Here is a 15361-nt window from a genome sequence, read left to right on the forward strand (position 1 = left end):
TAATAAAATTTAGAAGGCTAATAACTTTTAAAAATTGCCCGATCATTCTAATATATTATCATGTTTTAGGTCGGTTCATGTTTTTTATTTAAATTAGATGACACAACACCAATGTATTATGAAACCTAAATTCCACCAGGTTCCCAAACAATCAGATAACACTTTCCGTATTCGGCATGATCTGCTGCCGAACTTTGGTACGATATGGCATTATCACCCGGAGATCGAGCTGCATTATGTGATTAAAGGCCAGGGGCTGAAGTTTATCGGAGATAATATCAGCAACTTTCAAGAGGATGAAATGGTTCTTCTTGGCTCCAATCTTCCTCATACTTGGAAATGTAGCATCAATAAGCAATCTGATCATTATGTAGAGGCTTTAGTTTTACATTTCCACCCAGACTCATTAGGTAAAGAATTCCTCCATATTCCTGAAACATCTGACCTACTTAAGCTTTTAAACACATCGAAATCAGGACTATACATCGTCGGTGAAACAAAAGCACAAATCCGCAATTTAATGGTCAAAATGCACGAATCTAGCCGATTGCGGAAGATTATCTATCTTTTAGAGATCTTCGAACTATTGGCCTCTTCCTGCGAATACAAACTCATCTCACATGAATACGCTCAACACAAATACAATAGCATTGACGAAGAGCGTATGAATAATATATTCAATTATACTTTTAAGAACTTTCAAGAGAAGATTTACATCGAAGATATTGCCAACATCGCTAACCTAAGTGTTACTTCATTTTGTCGTTATTTCAAACAGATGACGAACAAATCCTATTTTGATTTCCTTACAGAGGTTCGTCTAAATCATGCCTGCCGTCTGCTCATCAACTCTAACTTCGCAATCAAACAGATTGCCGAAGAGTCAGGGTTTGAAAACAGTTCAAACTTCTACAGGCATTTCAAGATTTTAAAGAAATGTACACCTAAAGCTTACATACAGCAATTTAATTAGAAGGTTATTTTTTGTTCTGCCTTTGTTGAAGGTCATTCAATGGCTTATAGCTAATGATATGAATATTCCGTCCTTTAATAGCCGCCTTAATCTTCTCACTCTTCGTGAATACCTCCAATTCTGCGATTCTCTTTTTCCAGCTACCCGTAAATACACGTAGATCATCGGTATCTTTAGACGCATGCAGATATAACTCGGTCACACCCGGTTTAAGGTCATTGATTACCTTAAGCCAAAATCCTTCGACATCGTCCTTGTATTTTGCTAGCTCTTCATAAACCATATAATCAGTAAACACCAATCCTTTTTTCTCGCAATCTCGACGAAGATTAGGCATGCCATACTTTGCTAAGGTAGATTGTGATGCCATACGAAGTGGCAAATTGAAATCAACCGCCAATTGCACATACTTCGCAATATACGCTGGTTTTAACTGAAATGTCCCCATGTGCGAGTCAATATGTGTAATGGGCAACCCATAGTGAAGCGCCTTTTCGATCTGTGCTTTACCCTCTAGATAAGCATGTTCAGGATCTCCATGCTGATAAACTTCTTCCACCGATCTCCATAAGTAACCATTTGGATCTAGTAAAGATGAAACAGTATTGGACGACGCAACTGATGACCATTTGTAATTCTTCCATTCTGAGGTAAGCGTTAAGTGAACACCAAAATGCTTATCTGGATGTTGCTTCACATAGTTAACAATATCCAAACTCCAAGGGCAATTGAACATAATGGTCGAAGAGCTTATCAATCCATTTTCCATCCCTTCAATCGTGCCCTGATTCGATGCATAGCTCATTCCCGAATCATCGTTATTGATGATTAAAAGGATGTCATTCTTCTTATAACCAAGCTTTTCGGCAAGGGTCTTTTCCTGGGCAAAGGCAGGCTGGAAGAATAGAAGAATTAAAAAGAATTTAAATAGTGTTTTCATAATCAATTTATTGTTAATTCATTGGTATAATCTTCAAGTAAAAGCATCATCTGTTCAAATAGCGGATGAGTTCTAAACCCAAGTCGGTTTGAATGATCGTAATATGTGGATATTTTTTTAGAAACTGCTCAAATCCAGTTCCATTTGACTTCTGAAGTCTGTCGTAATATCCTAAACTGTTCAACCAGACTTCATAACCTTTATCGATCAAAGATTTCATAGTCGCATCAGCGTAGCACTCCTCGTCGATATGTATATAGCGAATGAATGGATACTGCTGAACAAGGTTAATTTCCTCGGAGTTTCGGACGCGTGCCAATATCTGCGCATTTGGGGCAAGCTTATGAAGGGTTGGTATATCTGCTACATCATACAAGAAGAATAGAACATTTTCATTCATGTCATACTTTTTTACCAAGTCAACAATCCTTCTATAAGAATCTTCGCCCTCAATCTTTATATCCAAATCGAGCATCACTTTTCCTTTTGTCAACTTCAACACCTCTTCCAAAGTTGGTATTTTCAGACGTGTTATTTTGCCTTCGTGCTTCAAATTTAATTGTTGAAGCTCTTGAAGAGTGAGGTCCGCAATATTACCTTTCCCGTTTGTTGTTCGGTCTACGGTTTTATCATGCAGAATAACGAGTTGTTTATCCTTTGTTTGACGAATATCCAGCTCAAGAATTTGAAGTCCCTGATCCAAACATGACTGAATCATCGTAATGGAATTTTCCGGATATTTTTCCTCTCCGTTGTTTGCCCGATGGGCTACCACTTTAATATTCCGTTTTGATTCTCTACCTGAGGTCGAGTGATGTTTTATTTGTGCAAACGATAGAATAGTATGTCCGAAAAATATCAGACATACTAAACTTAAGGATACGATAGGATTGTTGATTACCATGGTTTATTTGTTCCTTGCAAAATCCAGGGCTTCGACCATTGACTGTTCTTTCCACGCACTTTTGAATATGGCGTTTCTTGCAAGCCTTCAATTGCAGCTTCTAGATTTTCTCTATTCGCATTTATTTCATTGTTCCCATAAATAAAGCGTACAGGCAATACAGTTTCAGCAGATGCAGGGCCAGCGACTAGCTTTGGAAAACCCGTTCTTCGGAAATCCATCCACGACTCAGTCGCACAATTCCAGCTAGCCACCCATTTTTGTTGAATAATCTGCTCTAAAGTGCCTTTATACTTGACATTAGGCTGCGCGATGTAAGCAGCATATTTATCCGGTACCCCCCAAGCAGTCAACGAAGCTTTGATAGCCTCATTATATAAAGTCTCCGCATTCCCGCCAATCCATCCACGTTGCGCAGCTTCAGCCAAAATGAAATAAGTTTCCTCAGTAGTTGCTAATCGACGTTTTAAATAAGTACCAGTCGGTTGTCGATACATGGCAGACAACTGCGACACATGTTGGTTTTGAACAATTTGCCCAGGAGTCGGATTCAGATTATAAGAACTCGGCTCGAGCGATCCAGCAGGAACCCCTACATACTTCGCTGTATCAAGTCGATATCCGAGGATATTTGGGTTGTAATGGCGTGTAAATTTATGCCCCGCTGCAATCTCGGTCTGATATTGCACAAATGTCAAGCTGTTGTAGCTTTGCGGCACATTATTCTTCCGCACAAAAGCATCATATGCGGTGCTGAGCGTTAGGTCTTCCACCCATTGACAGTGCACCGGCGACACCCATACCGTTAGTCTAGGATCCTTATTCGCTATCAACAAATCCATTATTGTCTTTGCCACCTTTCTGCGACGGAATATACTCCCGTCAGCATCAAATTGGGTGGCTAAGAAATAAGAATCGCCGCTGGTATTGCCCAGATAATTTACAGAAGCATTATTAGCAGTGTTCGATAAATAAACTCCGCTGTCGTAAACTCTTTTTATAATTTGAGCTGCTTCATTTGGCATTTTTTCAGAAAGGCGCATGGCGTAACGAAGAAGCATGCTATTTGCAAATTGATGCCATTTCTTGATATCTCCCTTATAGATTAAGTCATTATTAGCGATAATACCCGATGTATTCCCTGCTTGAAAAAGTTCGGATGCCCTTTGTAAATCGGCAAGTATACCTTTATAAATAGTTTCCTGCCCATCAAATTTAGGCTGTGTAATTTGTTCATTCGCTTTGATCGCTTCGGTATAGGGGGCATCGCCCCAAAGGTCAGTGACTACGCCAAAGGCAAATGCTCTAACGACCAATCCAATACCCTCATGCATGGGCAGCTGATTGGTTACAGCAGCTTTCAACATCACATCGTTGTTCGCTAATATTTCGTACCATTCCCCCCAATCTTTCGAGTCCCAACGATAATGATTATACCCATCAAACCATCCGTCTTCCTGCATATGCTGCATAATTCCGCTGGAAAGACTGTTATCCAATATGGCGTAATGTCCAGATAAACTGCTCAGTAATCCCGGCAGCATCAAGTTGACATTTGCTCGACTCGGATCAACGCCATTCGGATTGATATTAATTTCCGAAAGATCTTTACAACCAGCAATTGAAAATATCAAACTGGCAGCTACAATATATTTTATGAATCTTCTTTTCATGACATTTAGGCTTTATAGGGTTAAGTCTAATTTGAAACCAAATGGAACAGTCCAAGGGCTAACATTCTGGATCTCTATACCCTGACGGAAGCTATTTCCGGTTGCTTGGAAAGCACGCTCTGGATCAATCCCGATTCCGGCCTTCGTCCAAAGCATAATATTCCGCGTAAAGAGTGACACTCTTAAGTTTTTAACACGCTTGATATTTGTGAAATCATAACCAATAGAGAGTTCTCGCAACTTGATGAAATCAGAATCAAAAATCACTTGTTGGTTGTAATTCCATGGGAACTGCTGTCCGATTGGATAAACATTGGTACCCGCCCCGCCTAGGTTCTCTCGGTAGCCAATGAGGTTTCCAGATTGATCATACTCAGCAATAACGCCGGGAATAAATGCACCGTCATAAGCTTCAACACCATCAAGAACCAGTTTGTAACCGCCACTTTCCTGCGTTAAACCACCTACAAGTGGGAAACGACCGTTAGAAGGGATGATATACTTCCCGGGATCAGACTTCAAAAGGGCAACGATTTCCTCTGCCGAGTAATTACCTCCCGGGATTAATGAGTTCAACAAATGCTGTGATTTCCAGTTCGAACCACCATAGCGGTAGGTTGACGACATAAACTGACCACCGTAGCGCCAGTCTAAGCTAAAGCTTAGGCTAATCTTCTTATACGTCAATGTAGATTGCATACCTGCGAGGAATTTCGGATTAAAGTTACCCACCTTCATCTTTGCATCAATCGCATTGTCTTGAATCCATTGCCCTTGTCGGTCTAGTATCGGCCATTTATAGTATTCAGAGTTCGGATCTTTAACATGCTGGTAGCCACGGCTATATAGGTTTCCGACCTCATCTCCGACCCAAGTAAGGGCTCCGCCGTTATTGTCTTCCCAATAAGCGATATAATCGATACCTGGTGCCAACTCTAGAATACGTGTTCTTGTATTGGTGAAATTAACATTTACATCCCAGGTCAAGCCATTGTCGCGCTTGATTGGAGTACCACCTAAAACAAATTCCCAGCCCTTACTTTGCAATCTACCGGCATTGATCAACTTGCTCGAATAACCTGAGGACCATGGCATCTGCACCGAAAGGATCTGATTTTTGTTTTCTGCAATAAAATAAGTTCCTTCAAAACGAAGACGATTATTATAAAGGTTCAGATCTAATCCAAACTCCGAGGATGTCGCAATTTCAGGCTTAAGCTGGGCGTTCAACAAAGTGCGAGGCATAGCCGTATAGATTATATCGCCCCATCGCGCCGTTCCCAAAACCGGATTTAATTGATAAGGATTCGTATCATTACCTACCTGCGCAAAACCGGCTCTAAGTTTTAACATCGATATAGCGGATGGTAATTGAAGAGTTTCGTTCGCTATCCAGCTTAAAGATGCCGAAGGATAAAAGTAGGAACGATTGGATTCTGGAAGTGTACTCGACCAGTCATTTCGTCCCGTTAGATCCAAAAACAACTGATTCTTATAACTTAAATTCGCCATCGCATATAAGCTGTATACCGCTTTTTCATACTCGCCATTTGCGATAATCAAGCCCGCACTTGGGATATTGGACAGACGGTATAAGCCCGGAATAGTCAAACCAGCGTTACGCTGCGAGCCAGAATAGAAATCCGTATTGTACTGATACATGTAGTTACCGCCAAGGGAGATATTATAACCGAAATCCGGAATCTCATCACCGCCTTTATAGGAAACTAAGAAATCTACATTGTTCTCTCTAGTTTTGATGTCTTGCAAGTGATATCCGCCCTTTAAATCCCTGCTAAAGCTCCATGGGATTTTTGTTTCGCGTGTTTCCATAGATCGAGCTTCCGCAGCACGAAGAAAGGCTGAAATACGGTCATTCACTTGCCAATCTAGCTTCAGGTTTCCGAAGACCCTGTCGCGTTTAAATGCATTGGTCAAACCATAAGCTAAGAAATAAGGATTATCAAGACCTGGCGCAACTTGTCGTTGTTTAATTTCCTCCTGTCCAGGTTCCCAGTAGTCCTTTAAATCTAACACATTAACGTGTGGATAGATATAAACTGCTTGCAGAGGACTACCTGCGCGATTACCAGCATCCGGCATATCGTTCGACTTATTACGAACGAAATTAATATCCGTAGAAAGCTTCAGATTATCTAGAATAGAATAAGTAACACTGGAATTCAGCCCGCTCCGTATTAGGTCAGTGTTTGGAATCATCCCTTTATGCGTCAAGTTGTTGAGCGACGCCCGATAAAGCACCTTCTGACCTGCTCCGGTAATCGACAAATTGTTTGTTGTCGAGAATCCTGTATTCAGGAAGTTCTTCATATTGTCCTTGTATGAACGAAGTTCCGTCGGAATCTTGTTACCATTGGCATCCAAAGGGCTATTCCACTGTACCGCCAAATTGCCTTTATCAAGCTCTGGACCATACCAATATTCTGCCGACTCATTGTAAATTTTCGTTCTTGCACCGGATGCAAACTTGTAATGGAAGTCCATAAATCGATACGGAACCTCAAACACATTGTTTGTAGAAAAATTAACCGTCGTTTTCTGGCCCTCTTTACCTGACTTAGTCGTAATTAAGACAACGCCATTACCAGCGCGTGAGCCATATAATGCTGCAGCACTCGGCCCCTTTAAGATTGAAATACTCTCAATATCGTCAGGATTGATATCTGCAATAGGGTTACCATAATCCACTTCATTACGGTCACCCATCGCGCGCACATTGTTCATCCCGCTGATCATAGGAACGCCGTCAATCACATAAAGTGGCTGATTGTCTGAACTCAAAGACGTTGCTCCGCGGATGATCATACTCATCGATGAACCGACACCCCCGGTTTGACTAATCGTCACGCCTGGGACCTTTCCTGCAATACCTCCCAATACGTTCTCTTGAACGACTTTATTCAGGCTCTCGCCATCTACTTTGCCTACCGAGTACCCCAGAGAGCGCTCGCTACGCTTAATGCCCAGCGCTGTAACGACTACCGATTCAAGAACTTGATTCGAAGGCTTCAAAAAAATCTCTACGTTACGTCTATTTTGGATCGGAAAATCCACTGATTCATAGCCTACAAAGGAAACCTTCAGGAGTCGGTCTTCATTTGTTATTCGAATGGTAAATTGCCCATTCGCGTTGGTTCCAGCAGAATTTCCCGATTGATCGGCGCGAATACTCACACCCGTCAATGCTGCACCATCTGCTTCCGATTTCACCACTCCACTTAGAGTGAGTTGTTGTGCTTGCACTGATAAATTTGGCAATAGGCCGGCCAAACATATCAGAATACACAACTTAATCGTTGTTATAAACTTGCATGCTTTCATAATTTTCTGAAATAAGATTTTGGTCTGGAATGTTTAATTAACAAAGAGTTGTAAATTAATTTGTCATTATTTATCGTTTATTTTAAAATGTTTGAATGCTATGTTAGAGCGATTCCATGTATAGGTCATCGCGATATGGTCTCCCCATTGAATAATCGCAGGATAAGAATACTCGTCACCCTCTTTCCCCTTCTCGAGGTCAATTAAATCTTTCCATGTCTTACCATTGTCCGTAGAAACCGCCAGCCTTAGGTCTGCTCGAGAACCCCAGTTTTTGTTGTCCGGATTATATAATAAGCAAAGTAAACCATCTTCCATCTTGACCAAATCAATGCCGCTGTTTGGATTTGGAAGATCGATCTTATAAGGTGGGTTCCACGTTTTACCATAGTCTTTTGAATCACTTCGGTAGATATACCCACCGCTGCTGCGGAGAAGCATATGAACATTTCCAGGGTCAGACTCCCATAGGGTCGGTTGAATCATCCCCTCTCCACCTAAACTATCTACATTAAATGTTAAGTACTCTGATGCTTCCCAAGTCTTTCCTTGGTCTTTGCTGATATCTACGAATGGGCGCCAAACGCCATCTTCATTTGATGCGCCAGCAAGCCAGCTACCATCCGACAACACAATCGGTTTATTTCTAACTGGACCGCGGCCACCCTTATCTCCGGCAACTAACTCCTGTGCTGTCGACCATGTTGCGCCTTGATCTGATGATTTGATATACCAGGTTTCCCAGATAGAGATTTCCGAGCCTACCTTAAAAAATAATATAATATCATTATTCGCATCCTTGAACAGAACTGGATTCCAATGCGGCACTTCTCTTATCTTAGCGATCTCTACTGGAGCCGACCACTGCTTCCCATCCCCTTTCGTCAGCCAAATACCGACATCATTATCCTTCTCTTTAGTACCGCCAAACCAGGCGATAAGAAAAGTATCGTCCTGCAAATGCACCAATGTTGAAGCGTGCGCTTGAGCAAAGGGCCTCACTTCTGGTAAAACAAAGGAGCTGTCGATTATATCTGCGGAAATTGCGCTTGCTGCCTCTTCTTTTTGTTGATTTTGACAGCTTTGTAAACAGGCAATTAGAGCGACCAATATCAAAGGTATTATGTTCTTTTTCATAATTATTGCTTTTGATGAAGAATCGGATTGAACCGACTAAAGGAGTGTTTATCTATTGGTTATATCAAAATTAGCGGATGACACCTACCGTTCTTTCTAATAAATTATCTAGTATATATGAAATTTTATCATTCAGTAGTTAAAATCTATTAATCAATTACCTGTAGGTATTTCCCCATCCAATAAGGCAACAACCAAATATCGCCTGCTGAATTTTCTGCAGCACCGTCGTGACCGCCATCAAGGATAAATCGGTTAGCATTATGTCTGGATATTTTCAATTCATCCGGCGGGAGTACCTCCTTCGTGTACTGATTGCGGAAATTCTTTTCCAACAGATCAATATCCGAACGCTGACTGTTTTTAATAGTCCATTGAATCAGATCCATAGGATATTCCTGTAAAAACCACATCGCATCGCCCAAAGCGAAATCCTTAACACCTGTCATCGCCGTCATGATATTCCATACAGCATCTTTTTCCGGACGCTCGGCCTCAAAATGATCGATAATCGATGCCTTATATTTTTCCTTTAGATCATTGTTTAATGCATACCGATATAAGCCCCAATACCCTAAGAAATACATCTCATCGTCGGAGTGATTCCAATACACCGAGAGAAGCTGACTCAGGTCGTCAGACTGCTTGTCTGCCTTGCCAATTTCTTCCATCGGTCTCATCAGATTTTCCAAGTACCCATGTTTATCAAAAAGCTCTTGAATCTTCTCTTTATATTTCGGTTTTTTCGTAAAGTGGTAGGCAGTTTGCAGCATGCCGATAATATTCGATGAGTTCAGCTTTCGATCGCCGATGTTCTTGTCAAATCCATTCACATAACTAGGATTCCATTTCCCCCATAGCGTCGGCTTGCCATCGAAATCAACTAGGTACATGTCGTTTTCAATAATATGCGTCATCATCGAGTCGATAAGCTTAACCGCTTGTTGCTTGAGCTCAGGCACATCAACGACTTCTGCGATGACGCCGAAGGCAAAGATATGACCGATAGCTTCATCGCTACTCGTCGTGGCCTTCCAATCCCAATCTTTCTCCGCTGCTTTCTGCCAATGCTCCGGATCGCCCAACTTACTTTTATGGCCGGTACGCTCGAATGTTCTCGCCGGAAATCCCTTGACAGGATTGATTGAATACAGCCGCTCCATCGCGTCTAGCGACTCGCGCGTATTTTGCAGAGCCTCAGGACTCTTGGTGACAGCATATCGAAATGCCTGCGAAGCCAAATACATAGAGGTCCATAAACCGTCATTGTCCGAGTCGACCAAATAGCCCGTGCTGATATCACCATCTTTCATACCGAAAAGATTTGAATTAAATCCATTGCGGATATGTCTAATGCGCGATTGCTTTTCATAGAATTCCGCTTTTTGTGCCAGGGTCATCTGCTCAAATACGATCTTCGAAAGCCCCCCAGCATTCAGAATAAGAACAGACGTCTGAGGTCCCTTTTTGATATCGACTACACGATCATTGTTCAACCATCGTTTACTCGCGTAATAGTCATAGCGCCCGTTTTGAGCTAACTTAAAAGCTCCCTCATCACTACCTATCCACAATTGTCCATCAATGCTGCGAACCTTTGTTAATTTCAGCGAAGGGAGTCTGTGATCCGCTTTCTGCAACTTATGCTGCTTATCTAGGAAAAGTAACCCTTCCGATTCATGCGCCAGTACAAGATGCCCTTCATGAACAGCCATAGAAACAACCCCAGGCTTCGCAAAAACAGACTTTAATGAAGCCGAATTCAAACTTCCCTCAAATACAGCCTTATCGGTCAATACGTAGTATCCACCATGACTTCCCAGAGCCAATTCTTTTATTGCGTCTTGAAGTTTAATCTCCCGCACTTTCTTTCCTGCTCGGATATGAGTTACGACTGAAGGATTGTAAACAAGAAATTCGGATTTATTCAACGCTAAGAAACCAATGGGACTCTCCACTTGATGTTCTATATATAAGCTCCCGGCCCAGGCATTTGAAAAAATGACTTTTTCATCCAAGTAAACGAGCTGTTGATCGACCTGGGTTAAGTCGACTATCGATTTATCCCCCATAAAACGATATAAATTATCATCTACTATTTTCCCCGGCACAAGTAACTGTCCAGGTGTCAAACGCTTTAAACCAGACTCGGCAAGCACCTGTATATGTCCGTTTCGGTCGAAGTCGACTGCTTTGGCAGCAACTGCCCCCTCGTATTTAATCGCATAGTCTTGCGTAAAAGGAATATCTTTATGTCGCTGCTGCCCCAACAACAAAAAGCTGTTGAGCAGAAAAATAATCGTTAAGAAATTTGATCTCATTATTTTTGGTTTTAAAAGGTTATTGGATTGATTTTCTATCGATTACAACATGCTCGATAGATTTACTATTTGGCGCTTTATGGTGAGAATAAGTAATATGTATGCTGCCCTTTGAATCCGCAATCATTGCCGGGTAAGAAAAGCGCCCTACCTTTGTCTTATCTTCTACGATAATACCTATAGACTGCCAGCTTGCGCCCTCATCTGTCGATTGGTATAAAGAAAGTCGCGCTCGCCCCTCTTCATTGTCATTGGTTAATAAAATCCAATTTGAACGGTCCAACTTCAAGACATCAACACTGGCTGTACTCTTCACATTGAATTCCTTATTTACCGACCAACTCTTCCCCTGATCTTTGGAAACACTCTGCTGAAGCAAGGCGGGGTCATCGCCCGAATCTCGCATATAGGCTACAATTTCGCCTTTAGAGTTGTCAATCAAGGCCGGCTGGATATTCCCCCGCCCGACAATTGGCTCCGAATAGTTCCACGACTCCCCATTGCTGTCGGAAAAGGCAATCATCGAAAAATTAAATCCATCGGAATATACAGGTAGCAAGATCCGACCCGAAGACAGGATCAAGGGCTTGATACGGGTCATCCATCCGAATGCTCTTTTTGTAGGATCTTCTGTCGCTTGGATAATCTGTGCATCATAACGAGGAGCATATTCCGCCCAGGCATGATTGCGAGGAGGCAGCTCCTTGAATCTCGCCTTAACAGCAGCAACAAAGTCATCTCCGGGCTTCAACAGAATATTATCCTGCCATTCCCATTTCACCTCATCACCCTCAAATTCTGCACTCCTGCGGAACCTCAACACAGAGTTTTCCCAGCGATTTGCCTGCACCGCGATCCAAACCAAGAAGAGTTTATTTCGATGCATAAAGAGTACCGGGTTACAATCAGGAAGACCCTCCGTATCGGCAAGTACATAAGGCGACCCCCATCGCTTTGTAGCCTGCTTATACTTCGCGCCCATAATCTTCACATCATCGGAACCCCGCTCACCAGAGCCTTCAAACCAGGTCGATAACAAATCTCCAGAGGGCAGTTCGACAATACTGCTGCCATGCACATGCAGCGATTGATGCGGAAATATAAAATTTCGTTCGAGAACCTTGAACTTATTTTGTTGTGCTTGCACCGTATAGGCTAGAATCAATAAGGTCATGGTTAGTAAAATTTCTTTCATAGGTTAGTTTTTTTTGATGATTTCAAATTGGTCAATAATAGAAAGATGTTCATCCAGCGATGTCATAATCAATCGCTCCGGATCAATCTTTACGTGTTGATATAGGTATCCCCGATTTACCCACTTCCCCCGCGTGGAATCGGAAATTATTTTATCGTTTTTAACAGAAGTGCCGATAGACATAACATATATTGGGCCTTTCACTTTTGGTTTAAATCGTTGATAGAAATGGAAATGACCATTGACTACGAGGTCGACACCGTATTGTTCAAATAATGGAATCCAGTGCTGTTGAATATCCAAATATTCCCCCTCGGTGGTATAAGGCGCGAAATGAAAAGCTACAATCTTAAATTGCTCTTTACTTTGCACAAGAGTTTCCTGCAGCCATTTCTTTTGCAATTCAACCCCAGTACCTACCGCGTCTAAGACAACAAAAAGAGTATTTTGGTAGACAAAGGAATAACTAGCAGTTTGCTCGACTAGCTTGGTCCCATTTTTTGGACTTTTCAAATAATTGTAGAATAATGTTGCAGGCAGCCCCTCCTGACTATCATGGTTACCCGGAGCCGAAAAAACCGGTCGATCTAAAATTGGCCCAGCAGCGTTCCATAATACATCCCATTGATCACGATAAAGGCCAGTATTCACGAGGTCACCTACAAACAAATGGAACTTCACGTGGGGGTATTTCGAGCCCCAAACCGGCAATTTAGCACCCCAGTCTGGGTCATTATGGATATCGCCAAACCATGCAAACTCAAAACCTCCGTCTGGATGAGCCGTCTTGAACTCCCCCTGAAAATCATCCCGCCCGTCGACCATAATTCTATACCCATAGCGGGTTCCGGACTTCAAATCTGAGATGTTTGCCGAGAAGCGCTTATTTTCCAAATCATTGATCAATAAAGGATCTTCTATATATTCATATCCCGCCTGTAAAGACATAGTATCCCTCGTCGATATTTCCCAATATTTAATATTTGCACTTTCAACGGTAGGATGTGTTCGCCAGCTGAAATATTGCGACGATAGTGGCGAGTCCACCCAGCTCAATAATACTTGATCCGCCTGCTCGCTAGAGGGATATAATGTCTCTCGAAAGCCATCAATCAGCTGAGCTTCACGAGATCTACCGCGAAAAGTCGGAATAACATAAGCACCTTCCAGTAGCGAAGGAATCTTTGTGAGGGTCAATTCATCCCAATCGGTATAAACGTATTGACCCTTCGTCATAGAATACAGATTCTGCTGCTCCGGAAATATTGGCTTAAAATCTAAAAATTGATCCGAATCCACTGGCTTTAACGCAACGAAATAGGTAAAACGATGCCGGTCGAAACCGTTTATCCCTAATCCGATTCTCCCTTTTGCAAACCGTTTCTGCCAAACTTCATATCGGACTAAATCATTCTCAACAATCGCGTTTGTTCTGATAAAGCCCTCCTCAATCAGCCAAAACGGAACCTCATTTTGTGCCGAATCACGGCATACGAATACATCGACATCCTGATTGACATCAAACTGCCAATAAGCAGTAGAGAGTACCTTTAAATCTTGCCCGGAAAATAATGGAATTAGCTCGGCTTGTTTGACATTCTGAAACTGCTGCCAGTTGCCTTTTTCTTTAATCGCATAGGTGAAGCTGTCAATCACTTGCTTAATGGAATTTTGCGGCTTATTAGATTTACAGGAAAAAAGAAACAGCCAAAACAAGAGTGCAATCAAGACTAGAATGCCAAGACGTTTAAAAGCATGAAGTAAATTCGTATTAAATGAGCATTTCATTGTTTAAATAATTTACTAGTACTTAAAACATTGCCTATTACGCCCGCTATCACAAAGGCAAATTAATTAATCGGTCATATCGAAAAACAGTTTTTTTAGGTTGATAAAATTGTTAGCACTCGCTGTTCTTCGATTTCTTACCTCAAAGATATTCAGCTAAAAAGGGGCATTTGTCTAATATATTATCATAAATATGGCGCATTTTGCCCTGAGAGGTTAAATAATTTTTAATAGTATATTTCGAAAAAAAAAAGCCCATGTTCAGCGTAGGCTTCACATGGGCTCATGAATGATTTATTAGGGTTCTTTATTTCGCTTTATAAGCGTCTATTGCGCTCTGCAGGTAAGCTGCATAGCTGTCGATATCATAGTTTGCACCGCTTGCCGGAACGAGTAACTGCTCATCAGCACCTACGATCGCATACAAAGGTTGCGAGTTGCTTTGGAAGCGGGTAATCTGGAAGTCGGTATTCTTTTTACCAACGGTATTGATCTTCTTGCCTGTTTCTTTGGAAACATATTGCTCTGCTTCCGGCAATTTCAGGTCATGCTCATCCACATACAGCTCCACCAAGATAAAGTTCTCGTTGATCAGGTTCCGAACTTTCGGATCCGACCATACCGAAGCTTCCATCTTACGGCAGTTGACACAAGTCCAGCCTGTAAAGTCGATCATTAAAGGTTTATTCTGCGCTTTCGCTGCTGCTAATGCTTCATCGTAATCATAGTAAGGATCGAATCCTTTGATGGTCGCACGGCTGTGGAAATGTGTGTAGTGCTTTCTGCTGCTCGCGTCTCCTGAAGCAGCCGGTGCAGCATGCGTCGCAGAACTTAAATCAAAGTCTTGCGTCCCGATTGGAGGAAGGAAGGCTGCGATAGATTTCAAAGGCGCTCCCCACATACCAGGGATCATGTAGACTACGAAAGAGAATACAATGATTGTCAAGACCGTACGAGGTACAGAAAGATAAGGCAGGTCGCTGTCATGCGAAAACTTGATCTTTCCTAATAGGTATAGTCCCATTAAACCGAATATCACGATCCATAGCGCTAAGAAGACCTCGCGGTCTAATAGCTGCCAGTTATAA

The 15361-nt window shown here is 42.0% G+C and carries 10 protein-coding genes; 1 reads left to right on the top strand and 9 read right to left on the bottom strand.

Features of this window, described 5'->3' with window-relative positions; genetic code table 11:
• The first annotated feature begins 118 nt into the window (after nucleotides 1-118).
• Nucleotides 119-973 carry an AraC family transcriptional regulator gene (locus tag B2400_RS15715; protein WP_286650213.1) on the top strand — a complete coding sequence of 285 codons (855 nt, stop codon included), beginning with the start codon at nucleotides 119-121 and terminating at the stop codon, nucleotides 971-973.
• A gap of 4 nt (nucleotides 974-977) precedes the next feature.
• Here the strand turns inward: B2400_RS15715 and B2400_RS15720 are convergent, their stop codons facing one another.
• The 9 genes from B2400_RS15720 to B2400_RS15760 form a co-directional block, all read right to left on the bottom strand.
• Entirely contained in the window at nucleotides 978-1913 is a 936-nt protein-coding gene (locus tag B2400_RS15720; protein ID WP_286650214.1) for a polysaccharide deacetylase family protein, read from the bottom strand.
• A gap of 46 nt (nucleotides 1914-1959) precedes the next feature.
• Nucleotides 1960-2817, bottom strand: coding sequence for a glycerophosphodiester phosphodiesterase family protein (locus B2400_RS15725; RefSeq protein WP_293934783.1), 858 nt, complete (start codon nucleotides 2815-2817; stop codon nucleotides 1960-1962).
• Nucleotides 2811-4490 carry a SusD/RagB family nutrient-binding outer membrane lipoprotein gene (locus B2400_RS15730; RefSeq protein WP_149525335.1) on the bottom strand — a complete coding sequence of 560 codons (1680 nt, stop codon included), beginning with the start codon at nucleotides 4488-4490 and terminating at the stop codon, nucleotides 2811-2813. Before B2400_RS15730 ends, B2400_RS15725 begins: the two co-directional genes overlap by 7 nt.
• Before the next feature lie 12 nt (nucleotides 4491-4502).
• Nucleotides 4503-7832, bottom strand: a complete 3330-nt coding sequence (locus B2400_RS15735; RefSeq protein WP_293934787.1) for a SusC/RagA family TonB-linked outer membrane protein — start codon at nucleotides 7830-7832, stop codon at nucleotides 4503-4505.
• A 66-nt stretch (nucleotides 7833-7898) separates the two neighbouring features.
• Entirely contained in the window at nucleotides 7899-8969 is a 1071-nt protein-coding gene (locus B2400_RS15740) for a sialidase family protein (RefSeq protein ID WP_293934789.1), read from the bottom strand.
• A gap of 149 nt (nucleotides 8970-9118) precedes the next feature.
• Complete coding sequence (locus B2400_RS15745) at nucleotides 9119-11290, bottom strand: hypothetical protein (protein ID WP_293934792.1); 2172 nt, start codon at nucleotides 11288-11290, stop codon at nucleotides 9119-9121.
• Between the two features lie 19 nt (nucleotides 11291-11309).
• Nucleotides 11310-12485 (bottom strand): sialidase family protein, encoded by a 1176-nt coding sequence (locus tag B2400_RS15750; protein ID WP_293934795.1) that lies wholly within the window; start codon nucleotides 12483-12485, stop codon nucleotides 11310-11312.
• Nucleotides 12486-12488: 3 nt separating this feature from the next.
• Nucleotides 12489-14273 carry a purple acid phosphatase family protein gene (locus tag B2400_RS15755; RefSeq protein ID WP_286650220.1) on the bottom strand — a complete coding sequence of 595 codons (1785 nt, stop codon included), beginning with the start codon at nucleotides 14271-14273 and terminating at the stop codon, nucleotides 12489-12491.
• A gap of 307 nt (nucleotides 14274-14580) precedes the next feature.
• Nucleotides 14581-15361 (bottom strand): thioredoxin family protein (locus B2400_RS15760; RefSeq protein WP_293934797.1); only part of this gene is annotated, 781 nt, incomplete at its 5' end.

This window comes from Sphingobacterium sp. UBA6645, assembly GCF_002455685.1.
GTDB classification, from domain to species: Bacteria; Bacteroidota; Bacteroidia; order Sphingobacteriales; family Sphingobacteriaceae; genus Sphingobacterium; species Sphingobacterium hotanense.